A 22,217-nucleotide genomic window follows, 5' to 3' on the forward strand; every position below is an offset into this window, starting at 1 on the left:
GCGATATCCAGACGTCCGTTCGCCGAAACAAACCAAACCGCCCGCATATCTCTTCAGATATCATCAATGTCAAAGAGCCAAACCCCAGAGACAAAAACCAGACCAGTGCGCCCTAACATCCGGCGCGCCCGCCCAGCAATACCTCTAAAGTTATCCGCAACACCGTCCTTGAAGACCAGCCCCGCATCCAGCGTCGCGCCCCAACACCGCCTCAGCAGCGCCGGTGAAGGGGTGTTTAGAGTCGCCGCCCGAGAACCGCAAGCACAAAAATGAAGAAAAATGCGAAATCCGCCAGATTTCACCCAAATAATTGATTTAATTGTATTTTACAGCTGCGACATGCCGTCAATCCTCGCCTGAAACCGAAACTGAGGTACGTCTCTACCCCCAACCTGCGGGTTATCCCCAAGCTTACCCACACATACCCTTGGGTAAGCCACAAGACTCACCCAGACTCACCGCCCTTTCCAGACCGGATCGCGCTTTTCCGCAAAGGCTTTTGCCCCTTCCAGCTGATCTTCCGAGTCGTAGAGCACATCAACGGTCGCAAACTGGCGCTTCGTGATACGGTTCATCGCATCCTGAAACTTCATATCCTCGGCCTCGCGCACGATTTCCTTGATCGCGGCGTAAACAAGCGGCGGGCCGGAGGCCAACAGCTCCGCGAAGCTGCGGGCCTTCTCCATCAGGTCCCCCGTCGGGTAGGCGTGGTTCACAATCCCCCACCGCAACGCCTCTTCAACATCGAGCCAGCGTCCGGTGAGCAGCATCTCCATGGCGATGTGATAGGGAATGCGCTTTGGCAGTTTGACGGATGCCGCATCCGCCACAGTTCCGGACCGGATCTCGGGCAAGGCGAAACTCGCGTGATCTGCGGCAAGAATGATGTCGGCGCTCAGCGCAAGCTCGAGCCCGCCGCCACAGCAGATCCCGTTCACCGCCGCGATCACCGGTTTGTTTAGGTCGCGCAATTCCTGCAGACCGCCGAAACCGCCCACACCGTAATCGCCATCGACCGCGTCGCCATCCGCGGCTGCCTTCAGGTCCCAGCCCGGACAGAAGAACTTCTCACCTGCACCGGTGATGATCGCCACACGCAACTCCGGGTCATCCCGAAAGTCCCGGAACACCTCTCCCATCGCGCGGCTTGTCATCAGATCGATCGCATTGGCCTTGGGGCGGTTCAGTGTCACCTCCAGCACATGGCCGCGCCGATCCACATGTAAGGGCGTGTCCATCAGAGTTCTCCTCGTATCAAGGCATCCGCCACCACCGCGCGCGTCGGCGTGACGATCAGTGGATTGACCTCAACCTCTGCCACACGGCCTTGTTTCGCAATCACGTAATCCTGCACCGCTCGAACAGCCGCGAGGAGGGTTGCGCGATCCACGCCTGGCTTGCCGCGATAGCCGGCAAGCAACGGCGCGATCCGCAAGCGATCGAGCGCGGCGTCGATCTCGGCCTCGGTCGCGGGCACCAGAAGATGCTGCGTGTCGCGCCAAAGCTCGGTCAGCACGCCCCCTGCCCCAATCGTCAGGACATACCCATGCGCCGGATCGGCAACCACGGCCACAAGCAGCTCGGCAATCCCATCGGGGATCATCTCCTCCACAAGGAAACCATCTGATCCCATGCGATTTGCCGCCGCCAGTACCGCGTGTGGCGTGGCCAGCCCCAACGCAACCCCATCGCGATCGGACTTATGCGCCATACCCCGCGTCTTGAGGACAACCGGCAGCATCGGGACACATTCCTTCGCGGCCTCTTCGGGTGTCTGCGCCAAAAAAAAGGTCGGAACATCCGCACCATGCAGCGCCAGTTCCATCTTCGAGGCCGCTTCGTCCAATATGACTGCGCGCGACAAGGCCCCGGAGCGCACGATCTCACGCTGCGGATCAGCGGCGGAGCGCCCCGCATAAAGCGCCGCCACCATGTCGAGTCCCGCTTCCAATCCATTGATCGGCAACACCCCCTGCGCCATCAACCGCTCTGCCGTCGCCTCGGGTATGCCCTCGGGGATCGACGAAAGAAGCGCGATGGGTTTGCCGGACGCATCCCGCGCCGACACGCTCGCCGCCTCGACACTGTCCCAGGCGGATGTCTGGCACCGGTCCTCACGCGGGAAATCCACGACAATCGCAGTCAGCTCAGCAGGACCACGCGCCATTGTGGTGTAGACCTCGGTCATCTTCTCGACGTCGTCCCAGATGAACGTGTGGTAGTCGAGCGGGTTCGCCCGTGTCACCAAAGGACCCAGCACCTCGGACAGCGCCCGATCCTGCGCGTCCGTGATCGGCGCAAAGGTCACGTTCCGCGCGTCAGCGCCGTCTGCCATCAGGCTGGCTTCGCCCCCCGAACACGAGAGAGACGCAATCGGTCCCGGCTTGGCCGCACCGTAAAGATGCGCGTGTTTCAACGCCTCGATCATGGCGTCAAGCGAGTACACCCGCACAATCCCAAGCCGCGCAAAAAGCGCCTCCGCCCCCGCGTCTGATCCCGTCATCGACGCCGTATGCGACACCGCCGCCGTCTGCGCCGCCTCGGACCGCCCGGATTTGAGCGCCATCACAGGTTTGCCCAGACTGGACGCCGTTTGCGCCATCCTCTGAAACGCGTCCAAATCGCCGACACCTTCAATATAAAGCCCCAGCGCCGTGATCCGGGGGTCGTGCAGCAGATGTTCTGCCATCTCACTCAGACCGACCTGTGCCTGATTGCCAGCAGTCCCGACAAAGCCAATAGGCAGGCCACGCCTCTGCATGGTGAGGTTGAGCGCGATGTTTGAGCTTTGCGTGAGGATCGCCACGCCCCGATCGACCGACACCAAACCATGCACATCCGGCCAAAGTGCCGCTCCATCCAGCGCATTCACGAAGCCGTAGCAATTCGGCCCGATGATCGGCATCTCACCTGCCGCCGCAAGAAGCGCAGCACTGAGCGCCTGACCGTCCTGCGCCTCCGCAAACCCGCTGGCAAAACACACAGCTCCACCCGCGCCACGCTTTGACAGGTCCGCGACGGCGTCGATGGTTGCCATGCGGTTTACGCCGATGAAACACGCATCCGGCGGCACGGGCAGGTCTTCAATGCGGGGCACGGCATTTTCGGCAGCCGGATGGATGTGCCAGACCGACCCGTCAAACCCGATCCCTTTCAGCGAGGACAGCACCGAACGGCACCACGCGCCGCCGCCCAGCACGGCAACCGATTCCGGGCGAAACAGCCGATCCAGTGTCGGCAGGTTCACGCAACCACCTTGGACGCGCGCACGGCAACCGAACGCACGTCACGTCCCAGATTTTTCTGGAGCGCGCCTAGAGTCTTCTCCGAAGAGTCCGATGGCGAGCTGAAGAAAAAATGAAGCGCAGACATCAAGCCCCCAAAGGCCTCAGCAGATCGCGACTGATGATATGGCGCTGGATCTCGGACGTGCCGTCCCAGATCCGCTCCACCCGCGCGTCCCGCCAAAAGCGTTCGATCGGGTAATCGTCCATCAGGCCCATCCCGCCGTGGATTTGCAGCGTGGCATCGGTCACCCGTGCCAGCATCTCTGACGCATAGAGTTTGGCGCTCGCAATCTCCCGGTTCGCGGGAAGCCCCTGATCCAGCCGCCACGCCGCCGACAACGTCAGCCAATCGGCAGCGTCGATCTCGGTGATCATGTCAGCGATTTGAAAGCTTACGCCCTGAAACTTGCCGATCTGCTGGCCGAATTGTTTGCGCTCTGCCGCATAGGACAACGCGTGATCGAAGACGCGGCGCGCGCGACCGACACTCATCGTCGCTACCGTGATCCGCGTGGCGTAGAGCCAGGTGTTCATGACCTCGAAGCCACCGTCGACCGCGCCCAGCACCTGAGCGTCTGGCAATCGGCACGCGTAAAACTCGAGAATGCAGTTCTTATAACCCCGATGGCTGACCGACCGATAGCCGTCCCGCACCGTGAACCCCGGATGCCCGCGATCCACCAGAAAACAGGTGATCCGCTTCTTCGGTCCTTTCGGTGTGTCGTCCACACCGGTCGCCACAAAGACGATGAAGAAATCGGCGTGATCTGCTCCCGAGATGAAGTGCTTGGTGCCGTTCAGCACCCAGTCGCCACCATCCCGCACGGCGGTACACGCCATACCGCGCACGTCCGATCCGGCCTCTGGTTCGGTCATCGCCAGCGCATCCATCCGGTCGCCGCGCACAGCCGGAAGCAAGTAGCGTTCTTTCTGATCCCCCTCGCAGGCCATCAGGATATTCTGCGGTCGCCCAAAGAAATGCGTCAGCGCCATGGAGCCGCGCCCCAACTCCCGTTCCACCAGAGCGAAATCGAGATGGCTGAGACCCGCGCCGCCGACCTCTTCAGGAAAGCTGCAGGCATAGAAGCCCAGATCGATCACCTTGCGCTTGATCTCCTGCGCGACCTCCATGGGCACCTCCCCGGTGCGTTCGACCTCGGCCTCATGCGGGTAGATCTCGCGTTCCACAAAGTCGCGCACGGTCGAGACGATCATCTCCTGCTCATCGCTCAGACCGAAATTCATTGATCCGCCTCCGCATGCTGTGCTTCCAGTGCGTCGATGGCGGCGGCCACCTTCGGTAATGGCGGACAGGACCGCCGCGTTTCCAAAGAGACATGCAGCAGGAACTGGTCGCAGGTCGCGAGCACCGTGTCATCGGAGGTCCGTCGCATCTCGTGCCAGAGCTGAAGTTTCTTGCCCTGCGCCATCATTACGTGGGTCGTCACATAGATATCTTCGCCCGCGTGGGTTTCGTGCAGATACTGCACCTTTGTCTCGACGGTGAAAAAGCTGTGACCCGCCTCGATATAAGCTCGGTCCGCGCCCACATGCGCCATCAGCTCTTCCGAGGCATCACTGAACAACTGCCCGTACCGACCCTCGTTCATATGCCCGTTCATGTCGGTCCAATCGACGGGGATTTTGCGCTGCACAGTGACGAGAGGCACGTCGTCGCCCAGTGGGCCGCGCAAACGGTCGTCGTGATCCCGGATCAGCCTGCCCGCCGCCGCCTCTTGCTGCTTGAGCGCGCGCAGAATGGCGACAAGGTTGTTATCGCGCAGCCGTTCGAGCTCGCGGATGCTCATATGGCCTGACTGCCGGTCGGACTGATCGGCAATCAGATCGACAAGTTCATCCGTAAATTCCGGCACATCCGTCAGCTTCGTCCATGGCCACTGCAGGCACGGCCCGAACTGCGCCATGAAATGCCGCATCCCCGCCTCACCTCCCGCCACGCGATAGGTCTCGAAAAGCCCCATCTGCGCCCATCGCAGACCGAACCCGTAGCGGATCGCGTTGTCGATCTCTTCGGTTGTGGCGATGCCGTCCTTGACCAGCCACAACGCTTCGCGCCAGACCGCTTCGAGGAACCTGTCCGCGATATGGGCGTCGATCTCGGCCCGGACATGCAGCGGGTACATCCCGAGATCGGTCAGAATGCCTTTCGCGTGTGTGATAACCGCGGGATCAGTCGCCGCGCCTGGCACCAGTTCGACGAGCGGTAAGAGGTATACCGGGTTGAACGGGTGCGCGACAAGGATCTGTCCGGCGCGGATCGCCCCGTCCTGTAGCTCGGACGGCTTGAACCCCGAGGTGGAGGACCCAACCACCGCGTCTTCGGGACAAGCCGCCTGTATCTCCGCAAGCACCTTGTGTTTGATGTCGAGTCGCTCGGGCACGCTTTCCTGCACCCATGCAGCACCTGTCACCGCTTCAGCCAAAGAGCCAGCGAATGTAATCGCACCACGTTGGGGCATCGGCGCTTCGTAGAGCATCGGCAACACGCGTTCCGCATTCGCCATGACTTCACCGATCTTGCGCTGTGCCTCCGGGTCGGGATCATAGACCCGCACATCCCAGCCCATGATCGCAAAGCGTGCGGCCCAGCCACCCCCGATCACGCCACCCCCGATGATTGACGCCACTTTCGTCATGTCAGCCGCTCCCGCACCCTATCGGCCATAACTGCCCCCATCGCATGATGGGCATCGGCTTCCCAATGCACGCCGTCTTGCTCCGACACACGAACCACACCGCCCGCGTCGACAAATGCGCACCTCTGCCGTTCCGCTGCTGCGGCGACATGGGTTTCAAGCCCGGTCTGACGGGCCTCTGCACCGTGGAAGACATCCCGAAGGACGCCGGTCTCGCGCACCGGCACCGGTGACACCAGCAGGACATCCTGCACCACAGCCTCGGACCGGGCCACCAGAACCAGCCGCTCCAGCGATCGCGCGATCTCGAACGCGGTGACCGAAAAGCGGTGCTTCAGGTCATTCGTTCCGAGCATCAGAACCATGAGATCAATCGGCATGTGGCTGTGCAGGATCGCGGGCAAGACAGTCAGACCGTTGCGCATGCCACCTTCGACCGGATCGTCATGCACCGTGGTCCGCCCGGGCAACCCTTCGGAGATCACGGTGTGTCCTGCCCCAAGCGCCGCCGCCATGACGTCCGGCCAGCGATCACCCGGCGCGTGCCGCTCAAACGCGCCAAGCTGCACGAGCGGTTTCGTGCCGTGGGTGTTGCTGTCGCCGTAGCAGAGAACGACCGCCATCAGCCACGCGGCGCGCGCTTGGTCAGGCCAAGCTTTGCACGCACCTCTTCCGGGCCAAGCACCCGCGCGCCCATGCCTTCAACGATACCAACTGCGCGCTCCACAAGCTGCGCATTGGTCGCCAGCACCCCTTTTTCGAGCCACAAGTTGTCTTCCAGTCCGACGCGGACATGCCCACCCGCCAGAACCGCCGCAGCGGCATAAGCCATCTGGTGACGTCCAAGCGCAAATGCGCTGAAGGTCCAGTGTTCCGGTACATTATTGACCATCGCCATGAAGGTGTTGAGATCATCCGGCGCGCCCCACGGCACTCCCATGCAAAGCTGCACGAGCGCTGGGTCGTCGAGCACCGCTTCCTTGACCAGTTCCTTTGCAAACCAGAGATGGCCCGTGTCGAACGCCTCGATCTCGGGCTTCACCCCAAGGTCGGTCATCATCCGCCCCATTGCCCTCAACATGCCGGGCGTATTGGTCATCACGTAGTCCGCTTCGGCGAAGTTCATTGTCCCGCAGTCAAGCGTGCAGATCTCGGGCAGGCACTCTGCAACATGCGCCACACGCTCTTCTGCACCTGCCATATCTGTCCCGGCGTCGTTGACCGGCAGCGGTGCATCGGTCGACCCGAATGTAATGTCACCGCCCATACCAGCAGTCAGGTTGAGCACCACGTCCACCTCGGCATCCCGAATGCGGTCGGTGACCTCGCGATAGTAATCGAGCCTGCGCGACGGAACGCCGGTTTCCGGATCGCGCACGTGGCAATGCACAATCGCGGCCCCCGCCTTGGCCGCTGCGATGGCGCTCTCCGCGATCTCCTTCGGAGACCGTGGCACATGCGGGCTGCGGTCCTGCGTCCCGCCCGAGCCGGTCACGGCGCAAGTGATGAACACCTCGCGCGTCATCGAAAGTGGCATCGCGGTCTCCTCCCGGTCTTTTTCCAGTGAGTTTGGCACTGGCGTGGCGCCAAACCATGCGGTTATGGTCAAAACCATGCAGACCTTGCCAGAATCGACACCACCACTTCGACGGATCGCCGTTCTGCTGCTCGACCGCTTTTCAAATCTCGCGCTGTCGAATGCCATCGAGCCGTTTCGCGCCGCCAACGAGTTCATCGCGCAACCTGGCTACGCCTGGTCTTTCCTGAGCCTCGACGGAGGGCCGGTCACCTCCAGCTCGGGTTTGTCCGTTCTGCCACATCGCGCGCTAGAGAAAATGGGCCCGGTGGACCGCCTCTACGTCGTCGCAAGCTACGGCCACCTGACGCATGATACGCCCAACCTACGCCGCGCCCTCGCGCGCGCCGCGCGTCGGGCCAACCAGGTGATCGGACTGGATTCGGGGCCTTGGCTTATGGCGTCGGCCGGGCTTCTGTCCGGGCGTCGGGCCACCCTGCATTGGGACCTCCTGCAAGCCTTTTCCGAGCGGTTCCTCGATGTAGAGGCCGACCACGCGCTCTGGGTCGAAGACGGCACGCGGATCACCTGCGCTGGCGCGACCGCAACGCTCGACCTGAGCCGCCACCTGATCTCGCGCGACCTTGGGCCAGCTGTGGCGATGGACGTCACATCCCTGTTCACGGCGCCACAACCGGTGGACGCGGGACCGACGACCGGTGACACGCTCGTGCACCGTGCGATGCGGGTGATGCGCGGCACGCTTGAGGACCCGCTACCTTTGCCCGCCCTCGCGCGGCGGCTCGGCACAAGCCCGCGCACCCTCAGCCGTCGCTGTCAGGACAGCCTCGGCCTGACGCCCGGGCAGCTCTACCGCCACCTCCGCCTCAGCGCAGCGCGCCGCATGGTCGAAAGCTCCGGCCTCAGTGTCTCAGAAATCGCCGTACGCTGCGGGTACGAGGATCCGACGGCGCTCACACGGGCCTTCCGGGCGCGGTTTGGGGCAGCTCCGCGGACGTTTCGCAGCAAAACCGCCGTCAATCCGGCATAAATCGGCCGCATTGCGCTGCCACACAGCTTGCCCAGTCACACCGCCTGGGGAGGCCATATGCGACATTATCCAGAGATCCGGCCCGATCTGCCGCGGTTGGAGCGTCTCTTTCAATTGCAGCGGCAGCGCGACGTGCAGACCCTGCTCGACACCGCCGGGGCGCGCGAGGACGATCTGCGTCCCGACATCGCGCTACGGCTGCAGCAGGCCGCCATTCGATCCTTGCAGAAGGATCACGCGTCCGAGGAACCTCGAAAGCCGGTGGCGACGACGAACTTTTCCGAACTGTCCGACCGCGAAGCCGGGGGTTTCACGTTCGCGACCTTCGTGAAACGCTGCTTGAGCAGTTTCTGAAGCTCCCCTTCGGCACCGCCCGCCAAAACCTTCGCAACGAAGGTGCCACCCTCTTCGAGCACATCGAACGCGAAATAGGCCGCTGTTTCGCAGAGGTGGATGATCCGAAGGTGGTCGGTCTGTTTGTGACCTGAACTCGCGGCGGCCATGTCGGACATGACCACGTCGGCCTTCCCGCCCAGCCATTCCTTCACCTTGTCGTCGGCGCCGTCTTCGAGGAAGTCGAGCAAGTGGATCTCGGCCCCCGCGATCGGTTCGACCTCCTGCAGGTCGATGCCCAGCACGGTGCCGACCTTCTTGCCCGGCCTCTCACCCAACGCGTTGACCCGTTTGACCGCGACCTGGCACCAGCCGCCGGGGGCGCAGCCAAGGTCGACGACGCGGGCGCCGGGGACGAGGAAGCGGTACTTTTCGTCCAGTTCGAGGATCTTGTAGGCGGCGCGGCCCCGGTAGCCCTCGGCCTGAGCGCGCTTGACATAGGGGTCGTTGAGCTGGCGCTGCAACCAGCGGGTCGAGCTGAGCTTGCGGCCCCGGGCGGACTTGACCTTCACCTTGAGATCACGCTGTCCGCGCCCGGAGGTGTTCTTGCCATCTGGTGTCTTGGCCATGGGGGTCCTCGGGTTGGCTCGGCTCTGCCCTAGCATATGGGATGAGATAGGTCAGCATGTAACCGGGCTCCGCCCATTCTCACCTCAAACTGTCCCCCGGACAGTTTGTTTGCCGATGGCAAAACCGGCTCGAATTGTTTCGCGCGCGAAACATTGGGTCCGATCCGGACTTATTAACCTGTCATTAACCTTTCAAAGGTTGCGACGCGAATGCGAAAGCGCCGGTCCGAGGGGAGGCGCAAACGCGCCGCCCCGTGGGGGCGGACCGGCGCGGCGGAACGTTTCACGTCCCGCATGACGATTGATCCAGAGATGTTGCAGAATGAGAGGCCCGCGCCCTAGAGTGCGGCATGACGCTTTTCAACGTGACCCGCTGGCCGTGGCCGCTCGTTTTCCTCTTCGCCGGGGTGATCTTTGCCTCCTTCGCCTTCATGACCGTCAACCTGTTTTCACAGGCAATGGCCAGCCTCCGCTTCCTGCGCGAATTCGGCACCGAGGCAGTGCGGCACGGCGCGCTTTGGCAGGTGGGCGAACTCACCATCTGGGGCGCGCTGTCGCTCAGCTGCTGGCTGGCGTTTAAGGTGTGTGAGGGGGAGTTAATGGGGCGGTATCAGCGGTGGTCTAAGCGGGACGAAAGCAAACCGGTCAGAGCAAAGCCGTAGGGTGCGTGATTTCACGCACCTTTAACCAACGCATGCCATGCTTTGAGTATGCCCGATTACCGTCGACCATCGCTGACCGGCACACCGATATTTTTCACCGTCAATCTTGCCAAACGAAACAGCGACTTGCTTGTCCGTGAGATTGACCTGCTGCGCCAAGCTGTTCGCGTCACCAAGCGGGAACGTCCATTTCACATCGATGCTTGGGTTGTGCTGCCTGATCATCTTCATTGCATTTGGCGACTACCGAGGGGCGATCAGGACTATTCAACCCGATGGCGTTTGATCAAATCGCGGTTCTCACGAGGTTTGCCTCCGGGACAGCTTCGTCCGAGCCATATGGCAAGGCATGAGCGCGGGATTTGGCAGCGTCGATTTTGGGAACATCACATTCGTGATGAAGCGGATTATCAGGCGCATTTGCGGTATTGCTGGTTCAATCCAGTGAAGCATGGGTTGGTGACACGGCCTGAAGATTGGCCGTTTTCGAGTGTGCGTTGAAGTATGAATGAAAGAAATAGCATAGCTAACTAGTTGATCGCTGGGCACAGCAACCTTACAATATGTAGTGTCGGTCGGGTCGTCAGACCCAACATCACCTTGCAATTACGTGCGTGTGTCTCAATGACAAAAGAGTTCGCTAAACGGTTTGAAGGGCAATGGCTGGGTCAATTCGATGGGACGAACACCGGTCTTGCGCTGCTCGACCTAGACCTCGAAGAAAACCATTTAATGGGCACCGCATATGCATTTGACAATGAGGGCAGCATCCCTAGTGCAGCTGCTCAAGTCAATTTCGCGCCGCGTTCGAATTCTGTGAGCTTGGAACTCAAACCAGTACCCATCCACCCGGTGTATCCCAATCTAATGCCTTTGGAAGAAGTCGACGGTGATTTTCCAAAAGAGATGGTGCTTGAGCTAAACGCTGACGGTAAATCACTAGCTGGACGCTGGAAAACCGACATCGGCACCAGCGGTTCGCTTAATCTTCAAAAGAGTCGGGCAAGCGAAGCGTCAGAAGTGCTGCCTGATGAGGGTACACTCTCGTGGTCTGAGTTTCAGGCTCTCGTAAGCACATTAGAACTCGAACCATACCGTTCTATTTTCCGCGGACAATCGTCTCCTTGGAGACTTCGAACATCGTTCCATCGAACTCGTCGCAAAGACCTGTTTCGTTATTGGGATCAGGATGTCCCACGAGTACGGCACGCGAGTGTTGGTGCGATCAACCAACTCTTTGATCCGCAAATTCCGGAGCACAATGGTGCGTTTATGCACTTACTCCAACACCACGGTTACCCAACACCGCTACTAGACTGGACTTACTCACCTTACATCGCAGCGTTTTTCGCCTATTCATCAAATCCCAGTCAAGCCGGAGCGGATGAACCGGTTCGAATATTCATGTTTGATGCGAAAAAGTGGAAGTCTGACTTTAACCAGCTCACCAACATGACCTTCTGCCGTCCGCACTTTTCGTTGATTGAACCATACGCAATCGGAAATCCCCGTGCGCTACCTCAACAGTCGATTGGAACAGTAACGAACTTAGACGACATCGAATCCTATATTAGGTTTCGGGAGAAAGAGCGCGGTACCAGATACCTTCGTGTGTTTGATCTTAAGGCATCTGAAAAACCAAAGGCCCTAAAACATCTGGGGCTGATGGGTATCTCGCAGGGTTCCCTTTTCCCTGGCATTGAGGGTGTGTGTAGAGAATATCGTGAGCGCCACTTTGGCTAAAGAAGCTCGTGTGAGGATTGGCTTTGATCGAAATCGGTGCGTGCGAGCACGCACCCTACGGCATCATGCAGATGTAGGGTGCGTGAATTCACGCACCGTGCTGCTCAAACCCTTCTCCACGCACTCGACCGCCTCTCCCACTGCTGCACCAACCCGTACTCGATGCTCAGCATCACTCCGGTGAAGGCCAGTGCGTAGGCCATGACGGTCGCGGTGTCGAAGAGCTGGAAGTAGAGGTGGATCTGGAAGCCGACGCCGTTGGAGCGGCCGAGGAACTCGACCACCAGCACGATTTTCCAGATCACGGCCAGCCCGTTGCGGGTGCTGGTGGCGACGAAGGGCCCAAGCTGGGGCCAGATCACGTGGCGCAGGCGGGTCATGGGCGACAGCCGGTAGACCTGCGCCATGTCGGCGACGCCCCGGTCGAGCGTGCGGACGCCCTCTCGGATCGTGACGGTGACCATGGCGGTTTTGTTGAGGGCGACGGCGATGATGGCGGCGACCTCGTTCAGGCCGATCCAGAGGTAGCAGAGCACGATGATCACCAGCGCGGGCAGGTTCAGGAAGACCGTGACCCACGGGTCGAGCCACATGTTGATGCGTTCTGACCGGCCCATGATGAGGCCGAGGATGCATCCCACGGTCATGGCAAGCGTGAAGGCCAGCGCCACGCGGCGGAGCGTGTTGGCCATGTGGAACCAGAGGTCTCCGCTGCCGCTTTCGGCGACGAGCACCTGCCACACGGCGAGCGGGGTCGGCAGGATGTCGGGATCCTGTCCCAGCCACGCGCCAACCGTCCAGGCGACGATCAGAAGGCCGAGCGAGATCAAGGTAACATGGGGCGGTGCGCGCATGACCTCAGGATACGGCGATTGTGGCGAAAAGGTATCTCAGACCAAGGTCCAATAGGGGTGTGCCAGAGGCGCTTTTATCGTCCGAGACATGAGAGCCTACCGCGCCATCGCCGCCGCGATTTTCTACTGCCTGAGTGCGCTTTGCGCGGCGGCAGAGGCGGTGGACCTCACCGAGATCGACGCGCATGTCTTCGCGCCGATGAAGCTGGGAGAGCCGCTTGGCGAGAACGGGGTCTACGCGCTGCTCAATTCCGGCGATGCGCATGCGGGTTACGTCTTTCAGACCGAACCGATGGCCGCCCTGCCCGGCTTTTCCGGCGCGCCGATCAACATGCTGGTGGTGCTCGATCTCGAGGGGCGGTTTCTGGACGTGCGGCTTCTGACGCATAACGAACCGATCTTTGTGAGCGGTCTGGGCGAGGCCCCGTTTCACGCGTTTTTCGAACAGTATCGCGGCCATTCGATCAGCGACGCGCTGGTTGTCGGCACGCCCTATGGTGCGGGGGATGGCGGCGGGCAGCTGGTTTATCTGGACGGGGTGACAAAGGCCACGGCCTCGGTCCGGATCGCGCACGAGTCGGTGCTGGCCGCGACGCTGCAGGTGGCGCGGGAGAAGATGCAGGGCATCGCTTCGGGGCCGCCGGCCTATCCGGACCCAGAGTATACAGAGGCGCTGACGTGGGACGACGTCGTCGCGCAGGGGCTGGTGACGCGCAAGGTGGTGACGAACGCCGAAGTGCAGGCGCTGTTCGAGGGCACCGTATGGGACGACGACGATCCCGAAGCGCTGGCCGCTCCCGATGCGCCGTACCTCGATCTGTGGATTGCGGATGTGGGGCCGTCTTCGATCGCGCGCGCTTTGCTTGATCCGGACACATTGGACGAGCTCGATCACTTCATGTCGATCTCCACCTTCGATGAGCCGATTTTGGTGGTTGAGACCGCGCGGCACGGTTTGGTGAGCGAGGACTTCGTCCGCAACACGGCACCCGACTGGATCGGGGCGGAGCAGGACGGGTTCCCGGTGGCCTTGCGCGATGCGGACCTGTTTGTAGAGTTGCACCCGGATTTGCCGGATGCCTTACACGACGGGGTCGCGATGATCCTGCGCACCGACCGACGGCTGGGGTTCGACCCGACGCGGGAGTGGACCATGACCATCGAGGCGATCCGGGAACACGGCATCTTTCAGCCCGAGGTCGGATCGGTGCAGCTTGCAGCGGCCCATGTCACCCCAGAGCGGTTCTTCCAGCGGCCCGGTGTGGTAGAGCGGTTGGCCCCTTGGGAAGAGGCGATCTTCAACCGACAGACTGATCTCATCCTTTTGTCCGTTTTTCTTGCCGGGCTGATTGCTGTGCTGCTTGGCGCGCAAAGCTGGCTGGCCGGTCTCGCCGCGTTCACGCCGGTACGTCTTGGCATCCTCGCCGTCGTGCTTGGGTTCATCGGCTGGTGGGGCCAGGGTCAACTGTCCATCGTGACACCGCTCGCCGCGCTGCAAACGGCGATGGCGGGCGGGTCTTATGCCTTTCTCCTTTACGATCCGTTCTCGTTGCTGATCTGGGCGGCCGCACTCCTGGGCTTCGTGATGTGGGGGCGCGGGCTGTTCTGTGGATGGCTCTGCCCGTTTGGAGCCTTACAGGAGTTTGCGCACCACCTTGGGCGGCTTTTGCGGTTGCCCGAGATCGAGCCCTCCGCGATGTGGGACGCCCGCCTGAAGTCGCTCAAATATGTCGCCCTCCTGGGACTGGTGGCTGTTACGGTGTTCGCGCCTTCCGCAATGGACAAGGCCGCAGAGATCGAACCCTTCAAGACGGCAATCACAACGGTCTTTGTCCGCGAGTGGTATTACGTGGCCTATGCAGCTCTTTGGCTGGTGCTGGGTCTCGTCGTCTTCAAGGGTTTCTGCCGCTACCTGTGCCCGCTCGGAGCGCTGATGGCGATCGGTGGTGCCTTGCGCCTGAGGCGCTGGATTCCGCGCCGCGCGGAGTGCGGGTCTCCCTGCCAGCTCTGCCGGGTGAAATGCAATTACGCCGCGATCACCCCGAGCGGGGCGGTCCAATACTCTGAATGTTTCCAATGCCTTGATTGCGTCACCATCCATGACGACGCAGACCAATGCGTGCCTTTGATCCTGAAAGGACGCGCGACCAGTCGTGGTGTACGCAATCTCGGCCATCCCAACACGGTACCTGCCCAATGATGAAACGACGTCGCTTCCTTGCCCTCTCCGCAGCCTTTGCCTGTGCCCCAGCCCTTGCCCGTGCCGACACCTGGTCCGGTCGTGCACTGGGGGCGGATGTTTCGGTCACCTTGCACGGCCCAAGAGACATGACCCAAAAGGCCCTGGCGGATGTGCCGCGCCTGTTGATGAATTTCGAGCAGACGTTCAGCCTGTTTCAACCGACCTCGTCGCTCTCCAAGCTCAACATGATGGGGCGGTTGCGCAATCCCAACGCCTTGATGCGGACGCTGATGCAGCGCGCCGATGAGGCGTATCGCCTGAGTGGCGGTTTGTTCGATCCCACCGTGCAACCCGTCTGGGACGCCATGGCACGCGGCCGGGACGTTGCGCGGGCACGTGCTTCACTGGGATGGCGCCGCGTCTATTTCACCGATGAGATGATTGAGTTGCAGAGCGGACAGGCCCTGACCTTCAATGGCATCGCCCAAGGCTTTGCCACCGATGTGATGCAGCTGTTGTTGCGGCGCCATGGTGCCGACACCGCGCTCGTGAATGTCGGGGAACAGGCAGCTATGGGAGGGCCGTTCACGCTGGGCGTGCAGGACCCGTCTCATGGCCATATTGGAACACGGCAGCTGAGCAATATGGCCATTGCGACCTCGAGCCCAAGCGCTCTGCGCCTTGGCGAAGCGCATCATATCCTTGGCCCGCATGGACAGGAGCCGCTTTGGTCGACCGTCAGTGTCGAGGCGCGGTCGGCCACCTTGGCCGATGCGCTGTCGACAGCGGCGGTGTTCATGGATCTCAATGCTTTGCGAGATCTCAAAGCCCGGGCGAAGCTGCACCGCATCACAACGGTCGATGCCGACGGCAACGTCCAGACCCTTTGATTTTCAACTAATTGAAAATACCGGGCGCGGCACCGCGCCCGCGTCGGCAGGTCCTGCCGACCCCGTCATCGCCTTTGCGATGACGTCCGGATGCCCCAGCATCCGGGCCGCAGCGTGCTGCGGTGCGTGTCCTGAATAGGAAACGCTACGATGCGCCGACGCATCGTGGCCTCAAAAAAAAAGCCCCGCCGTTCAGGCGGGGCGTTTCATTTGCGTTTTCTGTGGATCAGCTCGCGGCAGCAACCGCGCGCTTTGTCATCACCCCGACCAGATGCGCGCGATAGGCGCCTGAGCCGTGCAGATCGGAGATCATACCATCGCCGGACGGCGCCGCCGGAACGGCATCTGCCGAGAAGTTCGACGATAGAGCCGCTTCCGCCTCGGACCAGCGGAACACGCCATCCTCGGACGCGCCGGTCACCGCAACGCGGACGCCGTCGCTGAACTTCGCCACAAACACGCCCACCAACGCAAAGCGCGAGGCGGGTTGTTCGAACTTCATGTAGGCGCCCTTCTCGGGCACCGGGAAGCGGACCTCGGTGATGATTTCACCTTCGTCGAGCGCGGTGGCGAACATGCCTTGGAAGTAGTCGTCCGCCGGGATTTCCCGCGCATTGGTAACGATGGTCGCGCCTGAGGCAAGGGCAGCAGCCGGATAGCAGGCTGACGGGTCGTTATTGGCGAGGGAGCCACCGATGGTCCCACGACTGCGGACCGCCGGATCCCCGATATTGCCCGCAAGTGCGGCCAAAGCCGGATAGGACGACGCCTCTGCCGCGACTGTGGCGTGGGTGGTGCCGCCGCCGATCGACAGGCGGCCATCATCCATGGTGCAGACGCCCTTCATCTCCGCGATTGCAGAGAGGCTCACCAGAACGGACGGCGCCGCAAGACGCTGTTTCAGCGTCGGGATGAGCGTCTGCCCACCCCCCAGCGGTTGCGCTTCGTCGGTGCCCAGTGCGGCGACCGCGTCAGCGACGGATGTGGGCCGTTGAATGTCAAAGCTATACATATCTCAAGCCCTCCTTACTGGCCGTTGATCGCTGCCCAGACGCGCGATGGCGAAACGGGCATGTCGATGTGAGAGACGTGGGTGTGACCCCCCGAGTGCAGAGCGTCGATCACCGCGTTCACCACCGTAGGCGGTGACCCGATGGCTCCGGCCTCTCCGCAGCCTTTCACACCCAACGGGTTGTGCGTGCACGGTGTCTGGCAGGAGTGGTCGACGACGTAGTTCGCCATGTGCGGCAGGTCATCCGCACGCGGCATCGCGTAGTCCATGTAGGACGCCGACAGCAACTGGCCGTTTTCGTCGTAGGCGCAGTTTTCGAGCAATGCTTGCCCGATGCCCTGAGCGATCCCGCCGTGCACCTGGCCTTCGACGATCATAGGGTTCACGACGTTGCCGAAGTCGTCGGCGGACACGAACTTTTCGATGCTGACCGCACCGGTGTCCGGGTCTACCTCGACCTCGCAAGCATAAGCGCCTGCCGGGTAGGTGAAGTTGGCCGGATCGTAGAACGCGGTTTCCTCAAGGCCCGGTTCGATGTCTTCGAGCGGGTAGTTGTGCGGCACGTAGGCAGCGAGTGTCACGTCACCCCAGGCGACCGACTTGTCGGTGCCTGCGACGGTGAACTGGCCGTCCTTGAGTTCGATGTCACTTTCAGATGCTTCCAAAAGGTGACCCGCGATCTTCTTGGCTTTGTTGATGATCTTCTCGGTTGCCCGAACCATCGCAGAGCCGCAGACCGCCAGCGAGCGGGAGCCGTAGGTTCCCATGCCGAAGGGGATCTTGGACGTGTCGCCATGGACGATATCGATCATGCTTTCGTCGATGCCGAGCATTTCGGCCACCACTTGCGGGAACACGGTTTCGTGCCCCTGCCCGTGACTGTGTGCGCCAACCATGACCGAGATCGAGCCGGTGGCATTCACGCGCACGGTGGCCGCGTCGTAGAGACCGGCGCGCGCGCCGAGTTGCCCCACGAGGTTCGACGGCGCGATGCCGCAGGCCTCGATGAAGCAGTTGACGCCCAGACCGCGCAGCTTGCCGTTCTTCTCGGACTCGGCGCGGCGTGCCGCGAAGCCCGGGATGTCCATCAGCTCTTCCATCTTGGCCATAGTGGCTTCGTAGTCGCCGGTGTCGTATTCGACGGCAACCGGAGTGGCGTAGGGGAATTGCGTGATGAAGTTCTGGCGACGCAGGGCGATGGGATCGACGCCCAGTTCGCGCGCGGCCTTGTCGATTACGCGCTCCAACTGGAACGTGGCCTCGGGACGGCCCGCGCCACGGTAGGCATCGACCGGCACGGTATTGGTGAAGACAGCCTTCACGTTCACCTGAACCGCAGGCGTCTTGTAGTTGCCCGCCATCAACGTGCCGTGCAGCCATGTCGGCACAGACGACGCGAATGTCGAGAGATACGCGCCCATGTTTGCCTTGGTGTCGGTGCGGACAGCCAGGAAGTTGTTGTCCGCGTCGAGTGCCAGTTCGATTGTGGTGACGTGGTCACGCCCGTGGCAGTCCGACATGAAGGCTTCGGACCGGGTGGACGTCCACTTGACCGGGCGGTTGCAGGCCTTGGCGGCGAAGGTGCAGAAGGCTTCTTCCGCGTAGTGGAAGATCTTCGTGCCGAAGCCGCCCCCCACGTCCGGAGCGACAACGCGCAGCTTGTGCTCCGGGATACCCAGAACAAATGCGCCCATGAGAAGACGGATCACATGCGGGTTCTGTGAGGTGGTGTAGAGCGTGTGCTCATCCCCTGCCCGGCTGTAGTCACCGACGGCAACGCGCGGCTCCATCGGGTTGGCGACCAGACGCTGGTTCACCAGTTCAAGCTTGGTGACATGCGCGGCCTTGGCAAAGGCGGCATCCGTGGTTTCCGTATCCGTGCCGAACTGCCAGTCGTAGCAGAGGTTGTCGGACAGATCGTCGTGCACCTTGGTGGCCCCGGCTTCAAGCGCCGCAGCCATATCCACGACAGGGTCCAGCTCTTCGATATCGGCGACGATGGCTTCGGCAGCATTGCGCGCCTCTTCCAGCGTGTCCGCGACCACGGCGGCGTAGGGATCGCCGACGTGACGGACTTTGCCCTGGGCCAGAACCGGGTGGGCCGGTTCCTTCATGGGCTCACCGTTTTTGTCGGTCACCTGCCAACCGCAGGGCAAACCGCCGACGCCTTCGAAATCAGCGCCGGTAAAGATTTTCACCACACCCGGCATGCCTTCGGCGGCGCTGGTGTCGATGCTGTTGATTTTGCCGTGCGCCAAATCCGAGCGCAGGAAGTGAACATAGGCTTGCCCATGTACGTTGATGTCGTCGGTGTAATTGCCGGCGCCCGTCAGAAAGCGGACGTCTTCGCGCCGCTTCGGGCTTGCGCCAATGCCATGATCCTTCGGCATGTAAGTCTCCTCCAAGTTGCGGGACGCTCATCAAGCCGGACCGGCTTCCTTCGCAAAGACAGCCCCGAACGGGGGCGGATGAGCGCAGCGTGTTCTGGTTATTCAGCAGCGACGGCGGGAACGTCCTGTCCGGACGCGGCCATGATTGCCTTGACGATGTTGTGGTACCCGGTGCAGCGACAAATGTTGCCTTCGAGGTAATCCCGGATTTCCGCCTCTGATGGTTTCGGGTTGTCCTTGAGCAGTGCCGCGGCGGACATCACCATGCCCGGAGTGCAGAACCCACACTGAAGCCCGTGGTGATCCTGGAACGCCTGCTGGATCACGTTGAGCGATCCGTCCGCATTGGCCTGTCCTTCGATGGTGCCAACCTCGGCACCGTCGGCCTCGGCTGCGAACATGGTGCAGGACTTCACCGCTTCACCGTTCACATGCACGACGCACGCGCCGCATTGGGACGTGTCGCAGCCAACGTGCGTTCCGGTCAGGCGCAAATCCTCGCGCAGGAAATCGGACAAAAGCGTGTTGCCTTTGACCTCCCGGGTGACGGATTTACCGTTCACCGTCATTGTTACGTTTGTCATCAAACTCCTCCCGTCGATGTCGTCTGTCTATGATGTTCGAATACTTGGCGCGCTCAGGAAACGAGTTTCTTGAACCAGCCCTTTTTCTTTTCGCCGCCGTCAGCCTCGGCCTCAGCGTCCGCGCTGGCTTCACCCGGGCCTTCGACCGTCTGCTGGAAATTGGCGAAGAACTGATCGGCCATCTTCTTGGCAAAGCCGTCGATGATGCGGCTTCCGAGCTGGGCCAGTTTGCCACCCACCTTGGCGTCCACTTCGTAATGCAGCTCTGTTCCACCCTCGACCGGCTTCAGCGTGACATCGGCGCCGCCCTTGGCAAAACCCGCAGCGCCGCCTTTGCCTTCGCCAGACAGCGTCAGGGACTGGCCCGGCACCATGTCGGACAGTGTCACCTGACCTTTGAACGTGGCCTTCACCGGTCCGACCTTCTGCACAACGGTCGCTTCGAAGCCGTCTTCGGGCGATCCGGTCATCTCTTGGCAACCGGGCACGCACTGCTTGAGCACGTCGGCATCGAGGATGGCGGCCCAGACCTCTTCAGGCGGTGCGGCGATGACGCGGGAATCTGACATGTGCATGGATTTGATCCTTCTTTGGAGGTCAGCCTACGGAACCGCGCCCGCGAGGCATATAAGACCAATGGCTTAACATATGGCCTCGGCCTATCTTTCCGGCGCTTGATGCGTCAGGCCGTAGCTTTCGAAAATTCCGGCAATCCTGCCATCCGAGAGGGCCGCAAAAATCGCGTCGTCGACCGAATAGCTGAGCCCGCGATAGGCAAAATGGCTGCCCGTCCCAAGGGTCCACTTGGCGCGGGCAAATCCCGGCAGCGGCGGTTCGTGAATGGAGACCCCCTCGACCGCGCCGTATTCCAGTTGCGCGCGCGGCCCCATGGCGGCCATCACCTCGCCCCGCGCCAGCGCGTCCATCGCCTCGGCCATGGTGGTGTAGCGCCGCACCCCGGCTGCGGTCTGACCGCCCGCGAAACTGGTCAGATAGAAATCGGCAATCGAGTCGTTCTCGACCGCGACGGTATCGATCCGGAAATAGGCCGGGACCGGACCGCCATCGGGATAATGTTCTTCCGCATAGGCGATGGCGATACTCTCGGTCATGTATTGGCCCGTGAAGACCACCTGTTCGACCCGGCAATTGAAGGCGCTGTCGTATGGCACGCGCATCATCACGTTCGACACCGCGCCACCGATGATCGGACCGCGCCAGATGTTGTTGCGCAGATCGGCTTCGAGGTTTTCGCCCGAGGCCACGAAGTTAAAGCGCGCGTTGACGCCCAGGTCCTCGGCGATGATACGGGCGATCTCGATGTCGATCCCGCGCGGCGTGCTGCCTTCTTGCCAACTGTAGGGCGGGTAGTCCTCGTAGACCGCAAAGGTCATGTAGCCGCGATCCATGATCTGATCGATGTCCTGACCGACGATGTCGCGGCTGGCGTTTTGCGGTTTCGGCTGCGGAACGTGATCCGCGCAGGGATCGCTGGCATAAACGGGAGACGCGGCGGTCAGCGCCGCCGCAATCACCCCGAGGATCGTCGCACGAATACTCGAACGCATGGTGGTCAGTTCGCCGCTGACAACCCGATTGTCAGCGCCTCGGCGGCCCGGGCATAGGCCTCTTGCGTGCCATCGATCAACGCAGCGGCGCGGGATGCGGCGCTGTCGGCAATCGGTGCACCGGACAGGGTTTCGATCCCCTGCGCGATCTCGGTCAGCCGCGCCTTGAGCGCATCTGCGTCGGCATTGCTGGGATCGTCGGCATAGCCCGCGATTTCGTCGCGCATGGTCTTGAGTTCATCCGCGACCTCTTCCATCGAGGCGTCGTCTGGACGGGTCTCGATGTAGGTGCGGATCGCCCACGCGGCGTCCTGGCCAAGGAGTTCCCCGAAGGCCGGCATCTTGGTGATGCCGTTCTGGGTGTAGCCGTAGATGAAGCGCTCCATGTACCATTCGTCGCCGTATTCCTCTGCCTCGAGGAAACGCAGATCGGGAGCGAGCCCGCCCGAGATGACTTCGAGCCCGTGGCACCGCGCACAGTTCTGGTTGTAGCCCGAGGCACCGATGCTTACGGCAAGCGCCCAGACATCTTCCCCCACCGCTTCCGCGCGGTACGGGTTTTCGGTCAGCCACTCTTCGCCGGTTTCCGGCAGGCCAGTCGTGTCGACCGCCTGTGGAGCAACATCGCCATGCGCGTAAACAAAGGTCGCGGTGGCTGCGACGGTCAGCGCGGCCAGCGTTGATGTCAGGGTTTTTGCAGTCATGGGGTCCTCCTCGGGCACGACTTGAGTGTCTTGTCGGGTTTCTATCCCGAGGGTGTGGGCCGGGGTATTGGACTTTCGTGGCGCGATAGGGCGACGCAGGCGGAAATGACGTCAGACAATGGTCGTATTTCGTCCAAAAACCTGACCTGCATAGT

20 protein-coding genes are annotated in these 22,217 nt (G+C 61.8%); 6 read left to right on the forward strand and 14 right to left on the reverse strand.

Annotated elements, in window-relative coordinates; all coding sequences use genetic code 11:
* Window positions 1-455 precede the first annotated feature (455 nt).
* From BUA42_RS12875 to bcoG, 6 genes are all read right to left on the reverse strand, one after another.
* A complete protein-coding gene (locus BUA42_RS12875) occupies window positions 456-1,238 on the reverse strand; it encodes a carnitinyl-CoA dehydratase (RefSeq protein ID WP_072778477.1) in 783 nt (260 codons plus the stop codon).
* Window positions 1,238-3,247 (reverse strand): acetate--CoA ligase family protein, encoded by a 2,010-nt coding sequence (locus BUA42_RS12880; protein WP_342716035.1) that lies wholly within the window; start codon window positions 3,245-3,247, stop codon window positions 1,238-1,240. The genes BUA42_RS12875 and BUA42_RS12880 overlap by 1 nt, the downstream gene beginning before the upstream one ends.
* A 124-nt stretch (window positions 3,248-3,371) precedes the next feature.
* Entirely contained in the window at window positions 3,372-4,532 is a 1,161-nt protein-coding gene (locus BUA42_RS12885; RefSeq protein WP_072778479.1) for an acyl-CoA dehydrogenase family protein, read from the reverse strand.
* Window positions 4,529-5,944, reverse strand: coding sequence for a carnitine 3-dehydrogenase (locus BUA42_RS12890; protein ID WP_072778481.1), 1,416 nt, complete (start codon window positions 5,942-5,944; stop codon window positions 4,529-4,531). Before BUA42_RS12890 ends, BUA42_RS12885 begins: the two co-directional genes overlap by 4 nt.
* A complete protein-coding gene (locus BUA42_RS12895; RefSeq protein ID WP_072778483.1) occupies window positions 5,941-6,567 on the reverse strand; it encodes an SGNH/GDSL hydrolase family protein in 627 nt (208 codons plus the stop codon). The genes BUA42_RS12890 and BUA42_RS12895 overlap by 4 nt, the downstream gene beginning before the upstream one ends.
* A complete protein-coding gene (gene bcoG / locus BUA42_RS12900; protein WP_072778485.1) occupies window positions 6,567-7,481 on the reverse strand; it encodes a 3-dehydrocarnitine:acetyl-CoA trimethylamine transferase BcoG in 915 nt (304 codons plus the stop codon). The genes BUA42_RS12895 and bcoG overlap by 1 nt, the downstream gene beginning before the upstream one ends.
* A gap of 76 nt (window positions 7,482-7,557) precedes the next feature.
* On the opposite strand from bcoG, the gene BUA42_RS12905 reads away from it, so the two are divergent.
* Entirely contained in the window at window positions 7,558-8,511 is a 954-nt protein-coding gene (locus BUA42_RS12905; RefSeq protein WP_072779310.1) for a GlxA family transcriptional regulator, read from the forward strand.
* A gap of 233 nt (window positions 8,512-8,744) precedes the next feature.
* On the opposite strand, the gene BUA42_RS12910 is transcribed toward BUA42_RS12905, so the two are convergent.
* A complete protein-coding gene (locus BUA42_RS12910; protein ID WP_072778487.1) occupies window positions 8,745-9,473 on the reverse strand; it encodes an RlmE family RNA methyltransferase in 729 nt (242 codons plus the stop codon).
* Between the two features lie 350 nt (window positions 9,474-9,823).
* Here BUA42_RS12910 and BUA42_RS12915 point away from each other — a divergent pair, with 350 nt between their 5' ends.
* From BUA42_RS12915 to BUA42_RS12925, 3 genes are all read left to right on the forward strand, one after another.
* On the forward strand, window positions 9,824-10,135 hold the full coding sequence (locus BUA42_RS12915; protein WP_072778489.1) for a hypothetical protein: 312 nt from the start codon (window positions 9,824-9,826) through the stop codon (window positions 10,133-10,135).
* Window positions 10,136-10,183: 48 nt separating this feature from the next.
* Window positions 10,184-10,636 carry an REP-associated tyrosine transposase gene (locus tag BUA42_RS12920; RefSeq protein WP_072778490.1) on the forward strand — a complete coding sequence of 151 codons (453 nt, stop codon included), beginning with the start codon at window positions 10,184-10,186 and terminating at the stop codon, window positions 10,634-10,636.
* 123 nt (window positions 10,637-10,759) lie between these two features.
* Entirely contained in the window at window positions 10,760-11,878 is a 1,119-nt protein-coding gene (locus tag BUA42_RS12925) for an FRG domain-containing protein (RefSeq protein ID WP_072778492.1), read from the forward strand.
* Between the two features lie 104 nt (window positions 11,879-11,982).
* Here BUA42_RS12925 and BUA42_RS12930 read toward each other — a convergent pair whose 3' ends face one another.
* Window positions 11,983-12,732: an ABC transporter permease gene (locus BUA42_RS12930; RefSeq protein WP_072778493.1), complete on the reverse strand. Its 750-nt coding sequence runs from the start codon at window positions 12,730-12,732 to the stop codon at window positions 11,983-11,985.
* Between the two features lie 88 nt (window positions 12,733-12,820).
* Between BUA42_RS12930 and BUA42_RS12935 the strand changes: the two genes are divergently transcribed.
* Together BUA42_RS12935 and BUA42_RS12940 are read left to right on the forward strand one after the other, a co-directional pair.
* Window positions 12,821-14,932 carry a 4Fe-4S binding protein gene (locus BUA42_RS12935; RefSeq protein WP_072778495.1) on the forward strand — a complete coding sequence of 704 codons (2,112 nt, stop codon included), beginning with the start codon at window positions 12,821-12,823 and terminating at the stop codon, window positions 14,930-14,932.
* Window positions 14,932-15,804 carry an FAD:protein FMN transferase gene (locus tag BUA42_RS12940; protein ID WP_245819011.1) on the forward strand — a complete coding sequence of 291 codons (873 nt, stop codon included), beginning with the start codon at window positions 14,932-14,934 and terminating at the stop codon, window positions 15,802-15,804. Before BUA42_RS12935 ends, BUA42_RS12940 begins: the two co-directional genes overlap by 1 nt.
* 226 nt (window positions 15,805-16,030) lie before the next feature.
* Here the strand turns inward: BUA42_RS12940 and BUA42_RS12945 are convergent, their stop codons facing one another.
* From BUA42_RS12945 to pedF, 6 genes are all read right to left on the reverse strand, one after another.
* Window positions 16,031-16,816 (reverse strand): FAD binding domain-containing protein, encoded by a 786-nt coding sequence (locus BUA42_RS12945; RefSeq protein WP_072778498.1) that lies wholly within the window; start codon window positions 16,814-16,816, stop codon window positions 16,031-16,033.
* A 14-nt stretch (window positions 16,817-16,830) separates the two neighbouring features.
* Entirely contained in the window at window positions 16,831-19,206 is a 2,376-nt protein-coding gene (locus BUA42_RS12950; RefSeq protein WP_072778500.1) for a xanthine dehydrogenase family protein molybdopterin-binding subunit, read from the reverse strand.
* Window positions 19,207-19,304: 98 nt separating this feature from the next.
* Window positions 19,305-19,790: a (2Fe-2S)-binding protein gene (locus tag BUA42_RS12955; protein WP_072778502.1), complete on the reverse strand. Its 486-nt coding sequence runs from the start codon at window positions 19,788-19,790 to the stop codon at window positions 19,305-19,307.
* Window positions 19,791-19,843: 53 nt separating this feature from the next.
* Window positions 19,844-20,365, reverse strand: a complete 522-nt coding sequence (locus BUA42_RS12960) for an SRPBCC family protein (RefSeq protein ID WP_072778504.1) — start codon at window positions 20,363-20,365, stop codon at window positions 19,844-19,846.
* Between the two features lie 84 nt (window positions 20,366-20,449).
* Window positions 20,450-21,358 carry a substrate-binding periplasmic protein gene (locus tag BUA42_RS12965; protein ID WP_084066223.1) on the reverse strand — a complete coding sequence of 303 codons (909 nt, stop codon included), beginning with the start codon at window positions 21,356-21,358 and terminating at the stop codon, window positions 20,450-20,452.
* A 5-nt stretch (window positions 21,359-21,363) separates the two neighbouring features.
* Entirely contained in the window at window positions 21,364-22,062 is a 699-nt protein-coding gene (gene pedF / locus BUA42_RS12970) for a cytochrome c-550 PedF (RefSeq protein WP_072778506.1), read from the reverse strand.
* Window positions 22,063-22,217 lie beyond the last annotated feature (155 nt).

This window comes from Marivita hallyeonensis, assembly GCF_900129875.1.
Classification (GTDB): Bacteria; Pseudomonadota; Alphaproteobacteria; order Rhodobacterales; family Rhodobacteraceae; genus Marivita; species Marivita hallyeonensis.